Origin of the sequence: Curtobacterium sp. PhB136, from assembly GCF_004346855.1 — a bacterium.
Lineage (GTDB): Bacteria > Actinomycetota > Actinomycetes > Actinomycetales > Microbacteriaceae > Curtobacterium.
Map to the genome: position 1 here is coordinate 354,398 of NZ_SMGH01000007.1, position 19,634 is coordinate 374,031.

The window sequence follows — 19,634 nt, forward strand, 5'->3', positions numbered from 1 at the left end:
ACGGGTGCCGGACGGATCGGAGCGGATCGACATGAGCAACGCAACTCTCGTTCGACACTCGCAGCGCCACCCGTTCAGCGAGGTGCGCGAAGCGCGTCACCAGCGCGCGCTGCAGATCAGCGCGGTCATCAGCGGCATCGCCGGTGTGACCGCCACCGCACTGGCACTCGTCACGATGGGACTCGGCGCATGAACATCGACGGCATCAGCACCGCCCACCGCGGCACCTGGTCCAAGCTCAACCGGCTGCACACCGCCACGATCGTGCTCCCGATGCACACGAAGCACATCGACGACGCGGACCGCCGCCCGGACCGCCCCACGCGCTAGGCGGGCTTCTTCGCCCGCGACGGCTGCACGCGCGGCGGCTCCCCCGGCATCTTCGGGAAGTCCGGCGGGAACGGCAGCTCGCCGAGCCCGCTCTCCAGGTCCCGCTCCCACCACGCCAGGAGCGGTGCGATCGAGCCTGCCTCCTGCCCCATCGACTCCCACGGGTCACCCGTGGTCCGCAGGCGCTCGGGCATCGTCAGGATCGTGAACGTCGTCGGGTCCGCGTCGCGGAGCTCCTCCCACCGGATCGGCGCCGAGACCGAGGCGTGCGGGAGCGCCCGCGGGCTGTAGGCGCCGGCCATCGTGCGGTCGCGGTTCGCCTGGTTGAAGTCGACGAAGATCCGCTGCCCGCGCTCCTCCTTCCACCACGCCGTCGTCACCTGCTCCGGCATCCGACGCTCGAGCTCCCGCGCCGCCGCGATCACCGCGTGCCGCACGTCGAGGAACTCGTGCTCGGGCCGGATCGGCGCGAAGACGTGCAGCCCGCGGTTGCCGCTGGTCTTGATCCACGCCGTCAGGCCGACCTCCTCGAGGACCTTCCGCAGCTCCTCGGCCGCCGGCACCGCGTCGTGGAAGTCCGTCCCCGGCTGCGGGTCCAGGTCGATGCGGAGCTGGTCCGGGTGGTCGCTGTCCTCGGCGCGGGAGGCCCACGGGTGGAACACGACGGTGTTCATCTGCGCCGCCCACACCGCGACGGCCGGCTCGTCGAGCACGAGCTGCGGGTGCTTCCGGGCGCTCGGGTACGTCACCGTCACCGAACGGACGTAGTCGGGCGCGCCCTTCGGCGGGTTCTTCGAGAAGAACTGCTCACCGTCGACGCCGCCCGGGAACCGCTGCAGGGACACCGGACGGTCGCCGTTGGCGCGGACGAAGGCGTCGCCGACCTCGATGAGGTAGTTCGCGAGGTCGAGTTTCGTGATGCCGGCGTCCGGCCAGAGCACCCGCGACGGGCTCGACAGCCGGACCTCCCGGTCGCCGTCCGGGCCGGGTACGGTCAGCGTCGTCGCTTCGCTCGCCATGCAGCGGAACCTACTCCCGCGGCCGGGGTGTCGGGCGTGCGGGGCAGGATGGGCGGGTGAGCGCGTACCTCGGAGTGGACCTGGCGTGGGGGCTCGGGACCGCGACGCGGCGACCGAACGAGACCGGGCTCGCAGCGCTCGACACCGACGGGCGGGTGCTCGACGCGGGGTGGGCCCGCGGCGTCGACGACGTCACCGACTGGATCGCGCAGCACCTCGGCCCGCGCACGCTCATCGGCGTCGACGCGTCCCTGGTCGTGACGAACCCGACCGGCATCCGCGAAGCGGAGCGGCAGGTCGGACAGCGCTACGGCCGGTGGAAGGTCGCGGCGAACCCGACGAACCTCGCGTCCGCGGCGAGCGCCGGCGCCCGGCTGCTCGACCGGCTGACCGCGCTCGGCGTCGGGTACGTCAGCGACACCGCGGCGATGCGGGAGCGCCGGGGGCCGGAGGTCTTCGAGTGCTACCCGTACACGACCCTCGTGGGCGTCGAGGAGCTCGGCTACGACGACGAGCGTCCCCGCTACAAGCGCCTCGACACGAGCATCCCGGCGGCGACGGCCAGGGCTCGTCGCGCGGTGGCGTTCGACGACCTCGTCCGGCGTCTCCGGGAGACGCCGCTCGACCCGCCCCTCCACCTCGACGCGCACCCGCTGACCGCTGCGCTCCGAGATCCTTCGGTGCTGCACGGCCCCACGCACAAGCACCGGGAGGACCTGCTGGACGGCGTCCTGTGTGCCTGGACCGCCGCGTTCTGGGACCGGCACGGCGACGAGCGCGTGCAGATCCTGGGCGGTGATCCGAGCCTCCCGTCCGATCCGCTCGACGAGGCGGGCCGCACGCCCGTCGTCGTGACACCGGCCCGCGGGTCGCAGCGGCGGCCCCGCGGCTAGGGTTGAGCGTGTGACGAGGACCTCCGAACCCCTGCGCATCGGGCTGGTCTCGCTGCACACCTCCCCCGGCGACGAACCCGGTTCCGGTGAGGTCGGCGGCATGAACGTCGTCGTCCGGCACCAGGCCGAAGCACTCGCCGACCGCGGCCACCACGTCGAGATCATCACGCGACGGTCGTCGCCGACGCAGCCGGACTCGGTGTCCCTCGTCCCGGGCGTCTGCCTGCGGTTCCTGTCCGCCGGTCCCGCCGAGACGGTCCCCAAGGGCGAGCACGACGCGTTCATCGAACCGTTCCGGAACGAACTCGCGGCGCTCGGGCCGTTCGACGTCCTGCACTCGCACCACTGGTTCTCCGGCGCCGCGGCCCTGCCCGTCGCCCGGCAGCGCGGCATCCCGCACGTGCAGTCCTTCCACTCCATCGCCGCCGACTCCGCGTCGCCGCTGTCCGAGGGCGAGCGCCCCGAGTCGGCCGGCCGGATGGCGGGCGAGTCGACGCTCGCGCGCGACTCGGACGCGGTCGTCGTGGTCAGCGAGGCCGAGGCGGAGACCGTCCGCTCGCGCCTCGGCGGCGACCCGGCCCGCGTCTGGATCGTCCCGCCGGGGGTCGACGGGTCCGTCTTCCGCCCGGCGCCCCCGGACGCGCGTCGGGCCGACGTGCCCTACGTCGTCGCAGCGGCGCGCGTGCAGCCGTTGAAGGGGCTCGACCTGGCGATCGAGGCCATCGCCGGCATCTCCCGGGAGGCCCGCCCCACCCTCGTCATCGCCGGCGACTCCTCGAGCGAGGCCGGTGACTACGTCGCCGAACTGCGTCGGCTCGCCGCCGAGCACGGCGTGGCCGACCGTGTGACCTTCATCGGTCCGCAGTCGCGTGCGGACCTGGCGTTCCTGTTCCGTGGCGCGGCTGCGGTGCTCGTCCCGTCGCACTCGGAGACCTACGGGCTCGTCGCGCTGGAGGGCTCCGCTTCCGGGGTGCCCGTCGTGGCCGCCGCTGCCGGTGGCCTCCGGGAAGCGGTGCTCGACGGCGAGACCGGGGTCGTGCTCGAGTCCCGCGCGCCCGCGGTGTGGGCGGCGGAGATCGAGCGGATCCTCACGGAGCCGTCGTACGCCGCGGCGCTGTCGGCAGCGGGGCGGGAGCACGCCGAGCGGTTGAGCTGGGAGCGTTCGGCCGGCGGACTCGAGCAGGTGTACCGCCGGGTTCTCGGGCGCGCGTGATGGGTGCTGCGGCGCCGCTCTTGCCGCGAGACACCGCCGTCCGCTCGAGACGCCGCCCCCTTCCGCGGCGTCTCGCGGGCACGAGGGCGTTTCGCGGAGGCGGACGCGGAGGTGTGGCGTGACACCGCTCGACGCGTTCTGGGCGGCGCTCGATGCCGTCCCGGTCGCTGACGATGCGGAGGCGCTGTACGACCCGAGCACGGCGGAGGGGTCGCTGCGGCGGACGAACCTGTCGCGGTACCTCGACGCTGTCGGGCCGGGCGCGGACACGCTGCTCGTCGCCGAGGCTCCCGGGTGGCGCGGCATGACGAACACCGGGGTGCCGTTCACCAGCGTCCGCGAGCTCGGGTCGGAGTACCTCGTGCCGCCGGCGCCGACCGCGCCGTGGGAGGCCTCGTCGCGCATCGTGCACGCTGCGCTCGCGACCTGGTCGGGGCCGCTCCCCGTGGCGTGGGCGATCTTCCCGCACCACCCGTTCGTCGCCGGTGACCGGCTGACGAACCGGACGCCGCGGCCGTCGGAGGTCCGCGACGGGGCGCCGGTCGCGCTGGCGCTCGTGGCTGCGCTCGGGGTGTCCCGCGTGGTCGCGGTCGGGCGGAAGGCGCAGGGGGCGTTGGCGTCCGCGGGCATCGACGCGATCGCGGTGCGGCACCCGGCGCAGGGCGGGGCGCGGCAGTTCACGGAGCAGCTGGCGGCGCTGTCGCGCTGACGGCGCGCACGGGCGGCGGGCGTCAGGCGGACTGGGGCCAGGCCGGGTCGGGCCGCGCCGCGCCGCGGGCCGCGGTGTCCGAGAGAGGTCCCGCAAAGCGACAGTGATCGGGCGCCTCCCCCGCGAGATCTGTCGCTTTCGCCGACCATTCCGCGCGGACGGGCGGCGGGCGTCAGGCGGACTGGATGTCGACGCCCTTCGCGGCGAGCGCCTCGGCCACGTGCGCGGGCAGGCGTGTGGCGACGTACACGGTGTGCAGCGCCGGCAGGTCGATCACATCGTCCCAGTTCTGCGGGTCGTAGCGGTCGTCCGAGCCCTCCCAGCCGGGGTGCACGTCCTGCAGGATCTCGAGCGCGGAGTCGACCGTGACCTCGGTGACGAGCGACAGATGCGACGGCAGGAGGTCGAGGTCGTCGTAGTACTCGCGGGCCCGGTCGTCCTGCCCTTCGACGTCGAGGTCCTCGTCGGTCTCGTCGGCGGAGTCCCCGTCGTACGGCTCGATCACGTCGAGGTCGTAGCAGAGCACGTCGAGGACGAGCAGCTTCGCGTTGAAGTCCGCGAACTCGACTGGTTCTTCGGTGGTGTTCGACTCGTCGTACATGCAGCGGATGCTATCCGTGCTGATCGCGGCGCGACCGGTTTCCGGCAGGACACGGACAGGTTGCGATCGACGGGGAGAACCCTGAGAAGCCGGACAGGGAAGCGTGCTTGGTGGAGGGTGGTGCATGACCACCACCAAGACCGATCGGCCGGACACGGAGCAGCCCGAGCTCCGCCGTGTCATCGGACCCAAGCTCCTGTTGCTCTTCATCGTCGGGGACATCCTCGGCACGGGCGTCTACGCCCTCACGGGTCAGGTCGCGGCCGAGGTCGGCGGAGCAGCGTGGCTCCCCTTCCTCATCGCCTTCGCGGTCGCCCTGCTCACGGCGTTCTCCTACCTGGAGCTCGTCACGAAGTACCCGCAGACCGCCGGTGCTGCGCTCTACGTGCACAAGGCGTTCGGGATCCACTTCGTCACGTTCATCGTCACCTTCATCGTGATGTGCTCCGGGATCACGTCGGCGTCGACGGCGTCCAGGGCCTTCGCCGCGAACCTCGGCGCCGGCTTCGGCCTCGAACTGCCGAACGCCGTCGTGATGCTCATCGCGATGGGCTTCATGCTCGCGGTGATGGCGATCAACTTCCGTGGTGTCAGCGAGAGCGTGAAGACGAACGTCGTGCTGACCCTCGTCGAGCTGAGCGGCCTGGTGATGGTGATCCTCATCGGCTTCTGGGCGATGGCCGGCGGCAACGCGGACTTCTCTCGTGTGGTGATGTTCGAGACCCCGGAGGAGAAGAGCCTGCTGCTCTCGGTGTCCACCGCGACGTCGCTGGCGTTCTTCGCGATGGTCGGCTTCGAGGACTCGGTGAACATGGCCGAGGAGACGAAGGACCCGTCCCGGATCTTCCCGAAGGTGATGCTGACGGGCCTCGGCATCACGGCCGTGATCTACGTGCTGGTGTCCATCTGCGCCGTCGCTGTCGTGCCGATCGGTGAGCTCGCCGGCAACGAGACGCCGCTGGTCACCGTGGTGCAGACCGCGGCGCCGGACTTCCCGATCGCCGACCTGCTGCCCTTCATCTCGATGTTCGCCGTCGCCAACACCGCCCTGATCAACATGATGATGGCGTCCCGGTTGCTGTACGGCATGAGCAAGCAGGGCGTCCTGCCCGGGTTCCTCGGCAAGGTGTCCCGCACCCGCCGCACCCCGTCCACCGCCATCGTCTTCACCACGCTCATCTCGCTCGCGCTGATCGGCTGGGTGTCGCTCAGCCCGGACTCCCCCATCGTGGTCGTCCTCGGCGGCACGACGTCGCTGCTGCTGCTGTCGGTGTTCGCGGTCGTGAACCTGGCCGTGCTGGTGCTCCGCCGGGACAAGGTCGACCACCGGCACTTCAAGGCCGGCGTGGTGATCCCGGTCATCGGCGTCGTCACCTGCCTGTGGCTGGTGCTGCCGTTCTCGTCCGGGCGGGACATCGAGCAGTACCAGATCGCCGGCGCGCTGCTGGCGCTCGGGATCCTGCTGTGGATCGTCACGTGGTTCACCCACGGCCGGAAGCAGACCGCCGAGAAGGCGCCGACCGGCCTGGTCACGGAACCGACGAAGGTGGTGCACGACGAGGAGCACAAGCGCTGATCCTGCCCGCCATGCCCCGGACTGGGGCATGGCGGGTGCTGCGCTTCCCAGCGACTCCTCGTACCCTCGTTCTGGCACCCCGGACGAGAGGACCCGTGCATGCACCGCGTCGGCATCACCCTGGCGTCCGTGTTCGGCGCCGGCATCGTGGCCGTCGGGATCGGCGTCGTGGTCCTGGTCGTCATCGCGGTGAACTCGCTCTCCGGGATCACCGGCTCGTCGTCCACGCCGAGGGCCGTGACGTGTCCATCGGCTGCATCGAAGACCGTCGGCGGGATCGTCGTCCCCGAGGGCCCGGTCGCCGGCTACTGCCAGGACCGCCTGGTGAACGCCGCGTCCGTGATCGAGGCCGCCGAGGCGCTCGGCATCGGCCCCCACACCCAGGCCGTCGGCGTGATGACGGCGATCGGTGAGTCCGGTCTGGTGAACCTCGACCACGGGGACGCCGCCGGCCCGGACAGCCGCGGGCTCTTCCAGCAGCGTGACAACGGCGCGTGGGGCACGTACGCGCAGCGGATGGACCCGTACACCGCGGCGTCGATGTTCTACGCGAAGCTCGTGAAGACCCCGGGGTGGAAGACGATGACCCCGACGCAGATGGCCCACGCCGTCCAGGTGAACGCCGACCCCGACCACTACGCGAAGTTCTGGCCCACGGCGAAGCAGGTCGTCGAGGGCCTGACCGGGGAGACGGTCCCCGACACGGCGCCACAGGGCTAGTCCGTACGGGGGTAGTCGGTACGGGGCTCGTCGGTACAGGGACAGCCGGTACGGGGACAGCACCTCACGCCACCGCCTCGGTGACATCGTCCTCGTCGAACTCGATCATCGCGGCACCCGCGTCGTGCACCACCACCTGACCGCGGAGCCGCACGTGGTGCTCGTCGAGGACGCACGCCATCGCGTCGACCCACTCCCAGTCGACCGGGTACAACGCCGTGGCGCCCGGTCGTTCCCAGGCGAGCACCACGTCGGCCGCGTCGACCTGTTCGACGACGTCGGCGACGAGCGCGCCGAAGTCCTCGACGTGGTCGTCGGGTTGGTAGGGCAGGTCCGCGATGGGGATCACGAGGCGGATCGGGATGGCGTCGGCGCCGAGGAACAGCACCCAGCACTGTCGTCGGAACGGACGTTCGATGAGTGCGACGACGAGGTCGACGACGTCGTCATCGGTACGGACTGCGGTCTGCTCGAGTCGGTCGAGCACGTCGGTGTCTGGCATGCCCCAACGCTCGCGGAACAGCTCCCCCGACACCGGCGACCATCACGATCCGTGCACAACGCGGTGCCGGGACCGCCCTGTGGAGGAACGGCCTAGATCCCGTGCGTGATGGCGCTGTCCACGAGCAGCAGCGCCGCGAAGAAGGCCGCCACCACGGCGACGAGCCCCACCGCCGCGATCGGCCACGCGACGTGCCGCCGCACGAGCCGGAGCACCGAGAACACGATCGTCAGCACCAGGACCAGCGCCACGACGATCGGCCCCGCGTAGACCACCGTGCCGCCGAGCGTCTCGTCGCACCGGTTCCCGGGAGCGATGCACGAGTGGAACCCGAGCGAGAGGAACACGATCCCCCACCCCGCGAGGACCGCAGCCGCCGTCGCCGTCGTGAGCAGGGCGATGGTGGCGACCATGTCCGCGACGCGACGGCCGCCGACCAGCGGGTGCCGAGCCTCCCGTCCGGGGACGGAGGATGCAGGGTCCGCCACCCGCGCGTCCATCAGGGACGCCGAGTGCCGCCGCGCGTGGACCACAGTGCGGCGGCGATGAGGAGGGGCTGCCCGAACAGCCGGGCGATGCGCTTCTCGTCGGAGTCGAGCCCGAAGGCGCTCCGGCGGTTCAGCCACTGCGAGACGTTGCCGGGGAAGACCGCCACGAAGAACAGTGCGGCGACCGTGCCGACGAACCGCCGACGCCGCGACGCGAACACCAGCGCCGACCCGAGGCCGATCTCCGCGACGCCGGATGCCAGCACCGTGGTGTCGGCGTCGAGCGGGACGAACTCCGGGACCTGGGCGCGGAAGTCCTGCCGCGCGAAGGAGAGGTGGCTCGTGCCGGCGAAGACCAGCGCGAGCCCGAGCAGGACACGGACGAACGAACGCATGCCACCAGCATGCCCGGACACGTCGACCTCGGTTCCGTGGTGCCCCTCGAACCGGCGTCTCCCGGACATCGCTGCGCCTCTGTAGGTTCGGATCATGGCAGTCCGGACGCGTGACCAGGAACCGCCGGCCGCTCCGGCGTTCGTGGCGGTCCTCCTCGGCTGCATCGCGCTGTACCTCGGGCTCGTGATCCCGTCGGAGTCGATGGTCCGGCACGTCGTCCTCGCCGTGGTGTTCGGCGTGGTCGGGCTGCTCAGCGGGTGGCGCGCGATAGCGATCTCCGGCCGACGACGGGCTCCGCGTGCGTGGGCGTGGGTCGGGATCGTGCTCGGCGGGATCGGCCTCGTGGCGCTGCTCTACCAGGTGCTCTTCATGGCGACCGGGGGTGCGCTGCCGGCGCCGTTCTGGTCGCCGTACGCGACGCACTGACGCACTGCGGACGCCCGGACGGCGTTCCGGCGGCGGGTTCGGGTTCGGGTTCGTCTGCATCGTTCGACACCGCGGGCGTCGATCGACTCGTGCGGTGTCGGAAGTTGCACACGCATCGTGTGCGTCTGCATCGTTCGACACCGCACGCGTCGATCGACTCGTGCGGTGTCGAAGAAGTGCTGCCGTGCGCACGCAGCGGGCGCCGCCGCGCAAGCAGCACGCAGCGCGCAGCGCCACGCAAGAGCCCCCGCGCGCGCGAGCCTCCCGAGGTGCAGAGTGGTCCGCATGGCAACGACGCCCCGAGCCACCCTGTTCCGCCGCAAGCCGATCGAGGAGATCGACGACGACACCGGCGGTGAGGACGGCCTCAAACGCCACCTCGGCCTCTGGCAGCTCACCGCGATCGGCATCGGCGGCATCATCGGCGCCGGCATCTTCACCCTCGCCGGCACGGTCGCCCACGGCGTCGCCGGCCCCGCCGTCCTCATCTCGTTCCTCGTCGCCGGGGTCGCCAGCGCCGCCGCTGCCCTGTCGTACGCCGAGTTCGCCGGTCTGATCCCCAAGGCCGGCAGCGCGTACACGTACGGCTACGCGGTGCTCGGCGAGATCGTCGGGTGGTTCATCGGCTGGGACCTGCTGCTCGAGTACACCGCGATCGTCGCGGTGGTCGCGATCGGCATCTCCGGCTACGTCGGGTTCCTGGTGGGCCAGTTCGGCATCGACCTGCCCGCGTGGATGCTCGGCGCGCCGGGCACCGGGGACGGCCACGTGCTCGACGTCTTCGCGATCATCCTGTGCCTCCTGACCGCGTTCGTCCTCACCCGCGGGATCCGGAGCGCCGCCCGCTTCGAGTTCGTCGCCGTCGGCATCAAGGTCACCCTCGTCGTGCTCATCGTGGTGCTCGGCGTGTTCCACATCAACAGCGCCAACTACGACCCGTACTTCCCGTTCGGCTTCGGCGGCGTGATGACGGGTGCCGCGACGGTGTTCTTCGCGGTGTTCGGCTACGACGCGATGTCCACCGCGGCCGAGGAGTCGATCGACGCCCGGAAGCACATGCCGAAGGCGATCCTGCTGTCCCTGGCGATCTCGATGTTGCTCTACGTCCTCGCGACGATCGTCCTGACGGGCATGCAGAAGTACACGGACATCGACCCGGCGTCGGGCTTCTCGTCCGCGTTCGCGTCGGTCGGGCTCGGCGGCGTCGCGAACATCATCGCCATCGGCGCGATCGTCGGCATCGTGACGGTGCTCGTCACGTTCATGCTCGGCGCCTCGCGCGTCTGGTTCTCGATGAGCCGTGACGGCCTGATGCCGAAGTGGTTCTCGAAGACCGACCCGAAGCGGCACGTGCCGACCCGGGTGACGTGGATCCTCGGCATCGCGTCGGCGGTCCTGGCGGGCGTGCTGCCGATCGGCGTCGTCGCGGAGCTGACGAACATCGGCATCCTGCTCGCGTTCGTGGTCGTCTGCACCGCGGTGATCGTGCTCCGCTACACGCAGCCGGACCTGCCGCGGCAGTTCAAGCTCCCGTTCATGCCGATCATCCCGATCATCGGCGTGATCGCGTCGCTCTGGCTCGTCACGTTCCTGCAGTGGGAGACGTGGGTGCGGTTCGCGGTGTGGTTCGCGATCGGCCTCGGCGTGTACTTCGGGTACTCCCGGAAGCACAGCAAGCTGGCCGCCGACGAGCAGCAGCGCTAGCGCCGGTGCTTGCCGCCCGACGCCGTCGGGTCCGCCAGCGGGTGGTTCCGGAACCAGCGGAGCAGCTCGCGGGAGCGGCTCCGGTCCGCGCTCTGGTCACCGGCGCCGAGGAACGTGCTGAAGCCCTCGGGCACGTCGGCGTTGTCCGATCGGTCGTACGCCATGGTCCAGTCCGGGAACCGCCGCGTGTGCAGTGACTCCTCGACGAGCAGGGCGACGTCCCCGTGCCGGTCGTCCTCGAGGATCCGCGAGTACGTCGCCATCACCCGGTCGTACGGTCCCTCGAGCAGCTGCATGAACCGCCCGGAGCGGTGCACGAGCATCCCGGTCAGGCCGTCCTCGGTGTTCCGCGTCCGGGCGTGGTCGAGCAGGCGCTCGAGGGCGTCGTCGTCGAACGGCTCGGTGGCGGAGCTCATGTAGACCAGTGACTGCAGCATGGTGCTCCCGAGCCTGACGGCTCGGGTCCGCGCGCGACAGCCCCCTGTCCGGGTGGCCCGGCTCCGCGGCGGCCCGGTCAGCGGCGGCCCGCTCCGCGGCGGCCCGGTCCGCGGAGGTCGGTGGGTGCTGGCACGATGGGCGTGTGCCTGCCGCCCCGATGATCGACGCCGTCGACGTCATCCGCTTCGTCGGGCCGCAGACCTTCGGCCGCGCACGGGACATCGTCCGCCGCGGCCTGGTCGAGGAAGCCACCTTCCACGACGACGGCACGATCACCGCCAGCGTCGCCGGCTCCGAGGACGACCCCTACGTCGTCTCCGTCGACACCACCGTCGCCCGCGGCGAGTTCGTCCGCCCGGTCCGGTCCCGCTGCTCCTGCCCCATCGGCGGCGAGTGCAAGCACGTCGCCGCGGCGCTCCTCACCATCAACGCGCGTGCCCTGGCCGCGCACGCCGGCCCACGTTCCGAGGAACCGGCTCCGCCGGCACCGGACTGGAGGCACGAGGTCGCCCGCCTCGCCGGTGACACCCCGCCACCGGTCGCGTCCTCGGGCGTCACACCCCTCGGTCTGCAGTTCGAGCTCCGCGACGCGGTCCCGGCCCGGATGGCCGCACGAGCGCGGGCCGCCGGCCGAGCGCTGCCCACGGCATCACGGTCGGTGCGGCTCGGGGTCCGCCCGGTCACTCGGAGCGGCGCGGGCAACTGGGTGCGCGGGCAGCTGACGTGGGGCACGCTCCCCTACTCGATGAACCGGCTCGGCCTCGGCGCGGAGCAGCACGCCTGGTTCCTGCAGTTCGCCGCGCTGCACCGTGCGGGTGCGCTCGCGGGGCTGCCCGGGGAGAGCGACTGGATCCACCTCGACGACTTCCAGAGCCCGCTGCTCTGGCCGCTGCTCCGCCAGGCCCCGACGCTCGGGATCGCGTTCGTCACCGGGAAGCGGGAGGGCGGTGTCGTGCTCGGCGACGAAGCCCGCGTGCTGCTCGACGTCGCCCGCTCCGAGCGTGGTCTCGTGATCGGCACCAGCGCCGTGCTCGACGGGCGCCGGGTCGTGGACGGAGCCGCTCGGCTCATCGGCGACCACGGCCTCTACGTCCCGCGGGAGTCCCCCGACTTCCGGGTCGAGCTCGCCCCGACGCCCGAGCCCGTGCCGGACGACCAGCGCCGCATGCTCGTCGAGGGCACCCGCATCCAGGTCCCGGGGAACGAGGTCGACGAGTTCCTCGCGGACTGGTCACCGCGGCTCCGCGGAGCGCTCGGACTCGTGAGCTCCGACGGCTCGATCGAGCTCCCGGAACGGACGCCGCCCGAACTCGTGCTCACGGTGACGTTCGAGCCGGCGCGGGCACCCCGCACCGACGACGTCGCACACCTGCAGTGGCGGTGGAACGTCGACGGGCGGAAGGACCCCGTTGCCATGCACGGGCCGCTCCCCGACCTGACGGGCGTGCGCGCGGCGGACGACGCGACCCCGTCGGAGCCGACGGCCGACGACGCGGGCCGAGCCGAGCCTCCCGTCGGTCCCGGGGGTGGACTGGACTGGTTCGTGGACGGCACCGTCGACGGCGCCGACGTCGCCGTCCTGGCGAACGAGCTGCTGCCGGCGCTGCCCGAGCACGGTGTCCGTGTCGTGGTGCAGGGCGAGCGGCTGGACTACGAGCGGCTGAGCGGCCGACCGCACATCCGCGTCACCACGATGCCGTCCGACAAGCACGACTGGTTCGGCCTCGGGATCATCGTCAGCGTCAACGGCAAGGAGATCCCGTTCACGCCGCTGCTCACCGCGCTCGCGAGCCGGCAGCGGCGGCTGAAGCTCGTCGACAACTCCTACCTGTCGCTCGGGGACCCCGCGTTCGACCGGCTCAAGGAGCTCATCGAGGAAGCCCGCGAGCAGAACGAGTGGGAACCGTCGCAGCCGATGACGGTCACACCGCTGCAGGCCGGGCTGTGGTCCGAGTTCGACCAGCTCGCCGACGAGACCGACCACGACGAGCGGTGGCAGGCGATGGCGGCGCGGCTGCTCGACGCGGCACCGCCGACGGACGTCGTGGTGCCGGGCACGGTGCACGCCGACCTGCGGCCGTACCAGCTCTCCGGGTACGCGTGGCTGTCGTTCCTGGTGACGCACGGGGTGGGCGGGGTGCTCGCCGACGACATGGGGCTCGGGAAGACCCTGCAGGCGCTCACGATGATCGCCGAGCAGCGTCAGGCCGCACCGGACGCACCGCCGTTCCTCGTCGTCGCGCCGACCTCCGTCGTCGGGAACTGGGCGCTCGAAGCTGCCCGCTTCGTGCCCTCGCTCCGGGTGGCCACCGTGACGACGACCTCGTTGAAGGACCCGGCACTCGTCGCCCGGCAGGCCGCGGCGGCGGACGTCGTCGTGACGTCCTACGCGCTGCTCCGGCTCGACGAGCAGGCGTACACCGACCTGTCGTGGTCGGCCGTGCTGCTCGACGAGGCGCAGTTCGTGAAGAACCCGCAGTCGCAGACGCACCGGGTGGCCGCGGAGCTCCGCGCGCCGGTGAAGATCGCGATCACCGGCACGCCGCTCGAGAACGGGCTGACCGACCTCTGGGCGCTGTTCTCGATCGTCGCGCCCGGGCTGCTGTCGTCGTGGACACGGTTCGGCGACGACTACGTGAAGCCGCTCGCGTCGCCGGACCTCCGTGGCGAAGCCCGCCGGGAACTCACCGCCCGGCTCCGTCGGCGGATCCGCCCGCTGATGCTCCGGCGGACGAAGGAGAGCGTCGCCGCGGACCTGCCCCCGAAGCAGGAACAGGTCGTCCGGGTGACGCTCGACCCCGCCCACCGCGAGGTCTACGAGCGCACCCTGAACCGGGAGCGCCTCAAGGTCCTCGACCTCATCGACGACCTCGACCGCAACCGGATGATCGTGTTCCGGTCGCTCACGCTGCTCCGGATGCTGGCGCTCTCGCCGGCGCTCGTCGCGGACCCGGCCGAGGGTGCGTCGGAGATCCCCTCGGCGAAGCTGGAGCTGCTGCTCGACGAGCTCGAACAGCTCGCCGCCGAGGGGCGCCGCGCGCTCGTGTTCAGCCAGTTCACGTCGTTCCTCAAGATGGTCGCCGACGCCCTCGACGCGCGCGGGATCGGGTACGACTACCTCGACGGGTCGACCCGGGGGCGCACGAAGGTCATCGAGCGCTTCCGCAGCGGCTCGACGCCCGCGTTCCTCATCTCGCTCAAGGCCGGCGGGTTCGGGCTCACCCTGACCGAGGCGGACACCGTGTTCGTGCTCGACCCGTGGTGGAACCCGGCGGCCGAGTCCCAGGCGGTCGACCGGACGCACCGCATCGGTCAGACCCGGTCAGTGAACGTGAACCGGCTCATCGCGGAGGACACCATCGAGGAGAAGGTGCTGGCACTCGCGGCGCGGAAGGCGCAGCTGTTCCAGGCGATGATCGACGACGACGCACTGTTCGCCGACGACCTCTCCCCCGAGGACATCCGCTCGCTCCTCAGCTGAGGGACGCGGTCCACCCGGCGGTCGTGGTGACCTCCGCCTGGCGCGGGAACACCTTCTCGAGCAGCACCCGGTGCACCTCGGGGTCGCCGTCCGAGCACGCGTCGGCGAGCACGGTCAGCCCGAAGTCCAGATCCGCCGCCTGCCGCAGCGTCGAGAGCACGACACCGCTCGTGGCGATGCCGGCGAGGACGAGGTCCCGGACCTCCAGCCCGCGGAGCAGCACCTCGAGGTCCGACCCGGCGAAGGCGCTGACGCGGAGCTTCGTCACGACGATGTCGTCGTCGCCGACCCCGAACGCGGAGTGGATCTGCGTGGATCCCGGCGTCTGGTAGGCGATCCGCTCCCGCATCCTGCCGAACATCTTGTTCGTCGGCGCGGCCTCGGGAGCACCCGGCCGGAACGCCACGCGGACGAACACGACCGGGATGCCCCGCTCCCGAGCGGCCGAGACGGCAGCGGTCGCCGCCGCGAGGACCTCCTCGGTCCCGAGCCGGTCGACGATGCTGTTCTGGTAGTCCATGACGAGGAGTGCAGTGCTCACCGCACGGACAGTACCGCTCCGGTACCGCCTCGGCCTGTGCGCGGGTCAGTGCCCGAGGGCGTCGATCCGGGTGACCTCGTCGTCGGAGAGCGTCACGGTCGCGCCGGCGGCGTTCGACCGGATGCGCTCCGGGTTCGAGGACTTCGGGATCACCACGAAGCCGTGCGCCACGTGCCACGCGACGATGACCTGGGCGGCGTCGACGTCGTGCGCCTCGGCGATGGACACCAGCGTCGGGTCGTCGAGGTTGCTCGCCTTGAAGGGGCTGTAGCCCTCGAGGACGACACCACGCTCGCGGAGTCCGTCGGCGAACGCCGCGTCGAACTCGACCGGGCTCCACTTGACCTGGTTCACGGCGGGCGTGACCCCGGTCGCCTCGATGAGCTCGTCGATCTGCGCGAGCGAGTAGTTGCTGACGCCGATCGCCTTCGTCAGGCCGTCCTGCTGCGCCTGCACGAGCTGCTGCCAGACGTCCGGTCGGGCCTCCCCGTTCGGCGGCCAGTGCACGAGCCACAGGTCGAGGTGGTCGAGCCCGAGCTGCTCCAGGCTCTCCTCGATGGTCTCCCGGACACGGTCGGCGTTGTCCGGCGGGAGCTTCGTCGTCACGAAGACGTCGTCGCGGTCGAGCCCGGAGGACGCGATCGCCTTCCCCACGCCGCGCTGGTTCGAGTACCCCGTGGCGGTGTCGATGTGGCGGTAGCCCGCCTCGAGTGCGGCGCCCACGGCTGCGGGTGCATCGGCGTCGTCGATCTGCCAGGTGCCGAACCCGAGGAGCGGCATCGCTCCCCCGGTCACCGGCACGGACGGTTCTGCGTAGTCGGTCATGCACTCGTGTCTACGCGGCGATGTCGGAGGAGTCCGCCAGGATCGGGTGGACCACCGAGCAACAGGAGCACCATCCCGCATGACGTCCCGCCGACGCCGCACCCGCATCACCCTGTCCTCCACCCTGATCCTCGTCGTGATCGCCGTGGCCGGCTACGCGCTGCACGGCACCACGACCACGACGGATGCCGACGCGCCGGAGCCGACGCGAGCCTCCAGTCCGGATGCCTCCGCGACGGCGACGACGGACGCAGCGCAGGCCCGTGCGCTGCTCGCCGCGCTGCCCGTCAAGGGGAGGGCGCCGGCGACCGGGTACGACCGCACCGGGGACTTCGGCAGCGCCTGGCTCGACGTCGACCGGAACGGTTGCGACACCCGGAACGACGTCCTGGCGCGGGACCTCACCGACCTCGTGCGGAGCGGCCCCTGCAGGGTGATGTCGGGTGAGCTCGTCTCGCCGTACACCGCGCAGACGATCGACTTCGTCCGCGGGAACACGACGTCCACCCTGGTGCAGATCGACCACGTCGTCGCGCTCGAGAACGCCTGGACGACGGGCGCGCAGCAGCTCAGCCAGGACGAACGCGAGGCCCTGGCGAACGACCCGGAGAACCTCTTCGCCGTCGACCAGCACTCGAACGCGCAGAAGCGATCCGGCGACGCCGCGACGTGGCTCCCCGCGAGCACGCCCTTCCGGTGCACCTACGTCGAGCACCAGGTCACGGTGAAGACGAAGTACCGCCTGTGGGTCGTGCCCGCGGAGCGCGACGCCATCGAGCGCATCCTCGCGGCCTGCTGACCAGACAACGCACCAAAACGACAGGTGTAGCCTAAAAACCATGTCTTCTTCCCGTTTCACCGACCGTGTCGTCCTCATCACCGGCGGCGGCTCCGGACTCGGCCGCGCCACGGCCGTCCGACTCGCCACCGAGGGCGCGAAGCTCTCCCTCGTCGACGTCTCCGAGCAGGGGCTCGAGGCGTCCGTCGCCGCCGTGCACGACGCTGCTCCCGACGCGGAGGTGCTCACCACCGTCGCCGACGTCTCCGACGAGGCCCAGGTCGACGCCTACGTCACCGCGACCACGGAGCGCTTCGGCCGCATCGACGGCTTCTTCAACAACGCCGGCATCGAGGGCAAGCAGAACCCGACGGAGTCCTTCACCGCCGCCGAGTTCGACAAGGTCGTGTCGATCAACCTCCGTGGCGTGTTCCTCGGCCTCGAGAAGGTCCTCAAGGTGATGCGCGAGCAGGGCTCCGGCATGGTCGTCAACACCGCCAGCGTCGGCGGCATCCGCGGCATCGGCAACCAGTCGGGCTACGCGGCCGCCAAGCACGGCGTCGTGGGCCTCACCCGCAACTCTGCGATCGAGTACGGCCGCCACGGCATCCGCATCAACGCCATCGCCCCCGGCGCGATCTGGACCCCGATGGTCGAGAACTCGATGAAGCAGCTCGACCCGGAGAACCCGCGCAAGGCCGCCGAGGAGTTCATCCAGGTGAACCCCGCGAAGCGCTACGGCGAGGCCCCCGAGATCGCCGCGGTGGTCGCGTTCCTGCTCTCCGACGACGCCAGCTACGTCAACGCGACGGTCGTCCCGATCGACGGCGGGCAGTCCGCCGCCTACTGAGACGGTCGGCTGGGCATCGGCCTGGAGGCTCGACCCGACTCCGCCCCGCGTGGAACGATTCGGACATGGCTGAGCTCACCGTCCCCCAGGCCTTCGCACTCCTCCTGACCGACGCCGACGGGCGCCGGGCAACGGACGCGCAGACGTTCGACCCCGGCCTCGCCGGCGCGGTCCTGGCGGACCTCGCCCTGCGCGGTGCCGTCTCGCTCGAGGGCAAGGACGTCCGCGTCGTCGACGGATCGACCACGGGCGACCCCGTACTCGACGGCGTCCTCGGCACGATCGCGGCGGCCGGAGCGCCCCGCAAGGCGAAGTGGTGGGTCTCGCGGCTCGGCAAGCGCCAGCTCCGCGACGACGTCTTCGCCTCGCTGGTCGCCGGCGGGCTCCTGAGCGAGGAGCAGCGGAAGACGCTCGGCATCTTCCCCTCGACCGCGTACCCGGAGCGGGACGGCGGCCCCGAGGCGCTGCTCCGGTCCTCGATCGCCGACGTCCTCGCGACTCGTTCCGCGCCGACGCCCTCCACCGCCGCGGTGATCGCGCTGCTCGATGCCACGAACACCCTGCGGAAGCAGTTCGGCAAGGTCGACAAGGCCCTGGTGCGTGAGATCACGTCCGGCAACTGGGCGTCGCCGGCGGTCAAGGCTGTCCTGGAGGAGATCCAGATGGCCGCCGTGATGGCCATCGTCGCCGCCACGACCGCGACGACGGCCTCGACGAGCTGAACACCCGGCGCCCGGCGCTGTTCGACGGTGGTGCGGGGGCCGCTGTCTGGAGCACGTTTTCCTTCTCCGGTGTGACGAATTCGGTTCCTTCATGCAGTGACCGGATTCGTCAGAACCCGTCGGAAGGACGAGTTCGTTCTGTGTTTTGGCCGATCCGGTACCCGCAACCCGGCTCCCGAGGACTGGATCGGCCATAGCGCTGAATTACTGCTGGATCGAGCTGACGGCCACCGCCCACCAGTACCCGAGCAGCGCTCCCGCCGGCACCGCCAGGATCGCGACCGCAACAGCCTTCCGCATGAACCGTCGCTGACGTGCGGCGGCGGTGATCTCCCGTTCGAGCCGTTCGAACCGCTGCACGTGTCGCAGCGTGTCGTTGATCACGACAGCGTCCACGTGCCACGTTCCCCGCTCTTCGGCAAGCATCGAGAGATACCGAACGGCCGCATCCGAGTGGACCCGCGGTTGCGAATTGACGTGCCGGGCGACCTCGTGCGGGCGAAGGACGGGGACTGCAGGCACCTTGTCGCCGAACTTCAGGCGCGCGGACTCGATGACCAGAAGCGGCTGGACCCGGATCGGACCGCCAGCGGCGGCGGAGAGGAGCTGACTTGCCTTCGCTCCCTCCTTCAGCGACTTCTGGACATGCGGGAGCTTTCGCCCGCTGATGACGAGCGTGTGTCCGCCGACCCAGACAGATCGGTCCGCATGGTTCTTGGTGTTGATCGAGAAGACCCCCGTCGGCCCCACGACGACGTGGTCGATGTCGCCATCACCTGCGCCGACCGGGACCGCGTGCAAGACCGTGTACTCCGAGCCCAGCATGTCCAACTGCGCGGCTACTTGCCGCTCGCCCTGCGCACCTTTGAACCAAGATTCCGCCTCGGGGCGGAGCGGATGCCGGCCCCAGAACCGCGCCCACCCGGATCGCGGCGGTCCGTCGGCCTGGATGACGAGGCATTGCTGCATCACCGCGTATCCGGGCCTCCGCGCACGGAGCGTCAGGGGCGTGCCACCGCGCGGACCGGTCGTCGTGTGCCGTTCCACGTCAGTCGTTGGCGCCGACGAGCGCCGCCAGCATGAACAGCGCGAAGATCGCGACCGGGATGCCGCAGAGCACGATCGCCGTGATGGCCTGGCCGCGACCTTTGTTCCCTCGGGACGGAGCTCGCCGAAGTCCGACGACGCCGAAGACGAGGCCGAGCACCGCCAAGGGTGCGGCGAGGAGCCACGTGAACAGGATGGTGAACGACGTGCCGGCGCCGACGATCCCGAGGACCATCCCGGCGACCGCGAGCCCGTTCGTGGGAGTCCGTGCCACAGCGACCAGAGGCACGAAGCCCCACGGCGTCTGGTGCATCGGGACGCCGTTGATCGAAACCATGTTCGGCGCTCCGTTGGGGCCGTTCACCGAGCCGGGTG

22 protein-coding genes and 1 pseudogene are annotated in these 19,634 nt (G+C 71.1%); 13 read left to right on the top strand and 10 right to left on the bottom strand.

The features are described from left to right. The first annotated feature begins 31 nt into the window (after positions 1 to 31). A complete protein-coding gene (locus tag EDF27_RS19740) occupies positions 32 to 193 on the top strand; it encodes a hypothetical protein (protein ID WP_165931497.1) in 162 nt (53 codons plus the stop codon). Then, entirely contained in the window at positions 190 to 330 is a 141-nt protein-coding gene (locus tag EDF27_RS19745) for a hypothetical protein (RefSeq protein WP_165931498.1), read from the top strand. The genes EDF27_RS19740 and EDF27_RS19745 overlap by 4 nt, the downstream gene beginning before the upstream one ends. Here EDF27_RS19745 and ligD read toward each other — a convergent pair. Continuing rightward, a complete protein-coding gene (gene ligD, locus EDF27_RS13615; RefSeq protein ID WP_132049329.1) occupies positions 327 to 1,349 on the bottom strand; it encodes a non-homologous end-joining DNA ligase in 1,023 nt (340 codons plus the stop codon). The two genes, EDF27_RS19745 and ligD, sit on opposite strands and share 4 nt — an antisense overlap. 56 nt (positions 1,350 to 1,405) lie before the next feature. Between ligD and EDF27_RS13620 the strand changes: the two genes are divergently transcribed. From EDF27_RS13620 to EDF27_RS13630, 3 genes are all read left to right on the top strand, one after another. Further along, a complete protein-coding gene (locus tag EDF27_RS13620) occupies positions 1,406 to 2,242 on the top strand; it encodes a DUF429 domain-containing protein (protein ID WP_132049331.1) in 837 nt (278 codons plus the stop codon). A 10-nt stretch (positions 2,243 to 2,252) separates the two neighbouring features. Then, entirely contained in the window at positions 2,253 to 3,455 is a 1,203-nt protein-coding gene (locus tag EDF27_RS13625; protein WP_123704485.1) for a glycosyltransferase, read from the top strand. A gap of 118 nt (positions 3,456 to 3,573) precedes the next feature. After that, positions 3,574 to 4,164, top strand: coding sequence for a uracil-DNA glycosylase (locus EDF27_RS13630; protein ID WP_132049333.1), 591 nt, complete (start codon positions 3,574 to 3,576; stop codon positions 4,162 to 4,164). A 172-nt stretch (positions 4,165 to 4,336) separates the two neighbouring features. On the opposite strand, the gene EDF27_RS13635 is transcribed toward EDF27_RS13630, so the two are convergent. Next, a complete protein-coding gene (locus EDF27_RS13635; protein WP_123653009.1) occupies positions 4,337 to 4,765 on the bottom strand; it encodes a hypothetical protein in 429 nt (142 codons plus the stop codon). A 124-nt stretch (positions 4,766 to 4,889) separates the two neighbouring features. Between EDF27_RS13635 and EDF27_RS13640 the strand changes: the two genes are divergently transcribed. Further along, on the top strand, positions 4,890 to 6,341 hold the full coding sequence (locus tag EDF27_RS13640; protein WP_123704480.1) for an APC family permease: 1,452 nt from the start codon (positions 4,890 to 4,892) through the stop codon (positions 6,339 to 6,341). 99 nt (positions 6,342 to 6,440) lie between these two features. Next, positions 6,441 to 7,061, top strand: coding sequence for a hypothetical protein (locus tag EDF27_RS13645; RefSeq protein WP_123704478.1), 621 nt, complete (start codon positions 6,441 to 6,443; stop codon positions 7,059 to 7,061). Between the two features lie 64 nt (positions 7,062 to 7,125). Here the strand turns inward: EDF27_RS13645 and EDF27_RS13650 are convergent, their stop codons facing one another. From EDF27_RS13650 to EDF27_RS13660, 3 genes and pseudogenes are all read right to left on the bottom strand, one after another. Then, positions 7,126 to 7,563 (bottom strand): hypothetical protein, encoded by a 438-nt coding sequence (locus tag EDF27_RS13650; protein ID WP_132049335.1) that lies wholly within the window; start codon positions 7,561 to 7,563, stop codon positions 7,126 to 7,128. A gap of 92 nt (positions 7,564 to 7,655) precedes the next feature. Continuing rightward, positions 7,656 to 8,120 (bottom strand): annotated as a pseudogene (locus tag EDF27_RS13655) (hypothetical protein); the annotation flags it as partial. Next, positions 8,063 to 8,446, bottom strand: coding sequence for a hypothetical protein (locus EDF27_RS13660; RefSeq protein WP_132049339.1), 384 nt, complete (start codon positions 8,444 to 8,446; stop codon positions 8,063 to 8,065). The pseudogene EDF27_RS13655 and the gene EDF27_RS13660, both read right to left, overlap by 58 nt. Positions 8,447 to 8,540: 94 nt before the next feature. Here EDF27_RS13660 and EDF27_RS13665 point away from each other — a divergent pair, with 94 nt between their 5' ends. Further along, positions 8,541 to 8,873, top strand: a complete 333-nt coding sequence (locus tag EDF27_RS13665) for a hypothetical protein (protein WP_123653003.1) — start codon at positions 8,541 to 8,543, stop codon at positions 8,871 to 8,873. 285 nt (positions 8,874 to 9,158) lie between these two features. Further along, positions 9,159 to 10,577 (top strand): amino acid permease, encoded by a 1,419-nt coding sequence (locus tag EDF27_RS13670; RefSeq protein WP_132049341.1) that lies wholly within the window; start codon positions 9,159 to 9,161, stop codon positions 10,575 to 10,577. On the opposite strand, the gene EDF27_RS13675 is transcribed toward EDF27_RS13670, so the two are convergent. Continuing rightward, a complete protein-coding gene (locus tag EDF27_RS13675) occupies positions 10,574 to 11,014 on the bottom strand; it encodes a BLUF domain-containing protein (RefSeq protein ID WP_243698353.1) in 441 nt (146 codons plus the stop codon). The two genes, EDF27_RS13670 and EDF27_RS13675, sit on opposite strands and share 4 nt — an antisense overlap. A gap of 143 nt (positions 11,015 to 11,157) precedes the next feature. On the opposite strand from EDF27_RS13675, the gene EDF27_RS13680 reads away from it, so the two are divergent. Further along, positions 11,158 to 14,496, top strand: coding sequence for a DEAD/DEAH box helicase (locus EDF27_RS13680; protein WP_132049343.1), 3,339 nt, complete (start codon positions 11,158 to 11,160; stop codon positions 14,494 to 14,496). Here EDF27_RS13680 and EDF27_RS13685 read toward each other — a convergent pair. Together EDF27_RS13685 and EDF27_RS13690 are read right to left on the bottom strand one after the other, a co-directional pair. Then, on the bottom strand, positions 14,489 to 15,037 hold the full coding sequence (locus tag EDF27_RS13685) for an isochorismatase family cysteine hydrolase (RefSeq protein ID WP_132049345.1): 549 nt from the start codon (positions 15,035 to 15,037) through the stop codon (positions 14,489 to 14,491). The genes EDF27_RS13680 and EDF27_RS13685 overlap by 8 nt on opposite strands. Before the next feature lie 45 nt (positions 15,038 to 15,082). Continuing rightward, complete coding sequence (locus tag EDF27_RS13690; protein ID WP_207909631.1) at positions 15,083 to 15,862, bottom strand: aldo/keto reductase; 780 nt, start codon at positions 15,860 to 15,862, stop codon at positions 15,083 to 15,085. Positions 15,863 to 15,941: 79 nt separating this feature from the next. Here EDF27_RS13690 and EDF27_RS13695 point away from each other — a divergent pair, with 79 nt between their 5' ends. The 3 genes from EDF27_RS13695 to EDF27_RS13705 all read left to right on the top strand — a co-directional run bounded on the left by EDF27_RS13695 (position 15,942) and on the right by EDF27_RS13705 (position 18,212). Continuing rightward, positions 15,942 to 16,661, top strand: coding sequence for an HNH endonuclease family protein (locus tag EDF27_RS13695; protein WP_132049347.1), 720 nt, complete (start codon positions 15,942 to 15,944; stop codon positions 16,659 to 16,661). Positions 16,662 to 16,701: 40 nt separating this feature from the next. Next, a complete protein-coding gene (locus EDF27_RS13700) occupies positions 16,702 to 17,490 on the top strand; it encodes an SDR family oxidoreductase (protein WP_123704462.1) in 789 nt (262 codons plus the stop codon). Positions 17,491 to 17,555: 65 nt separating this feature from the next. Continuing rightward, on the top strand, positions 17,556 to 18,212 hold the full coding sequence (locus tag EDF27_RS13705) for a GPP34 family phosphoprotein (RefSeq protein ID WP_132049349.1): 657 nt from the start codon (positions 17,556 to 17,558) through the stop codon (positions 18,210 to 18,212). A gap of 204 nt (positions 18,213 to 18,416) precedes the next feature. Here EDF27_RS13705 and EDF27_RS13710 read toward each other — a convergent pair whose 3' ends face one another. Both EDF27_RS13710 and EDF27_RS13715 read right to left on the bottom strand, forming a co-directional pair. Further along, positions 18,417 to 19,181: a nuclease-related domain-containing protein gene (locus tag EDF27_RS13710; RefSeq protein ID WP_132049350.1), complete on the bottom strand. Its 765-nt coding sequence runs from the start codon at positions 19,179 to 19,181 to the stop codon at positions 18,417 to 18,419. 79 nt (positions 19,182 to 19,260) lie between these two features. Then, the gene (locus tag EDF27_RS13715) at positions 19,261 to 19,596 is read right to left on the bottom strand and encodes a DUF4190 domain-containing protein (RefSeq protein ID WP_132049352.1); all 336 of its coding nucleotides are present in this window, start codon (positions 19,594 to 19,596) and stop codon (positions 19,261 to 19,263) included. Positions 19,597 to 19,634: the final 38 nt, after the last annotated feature.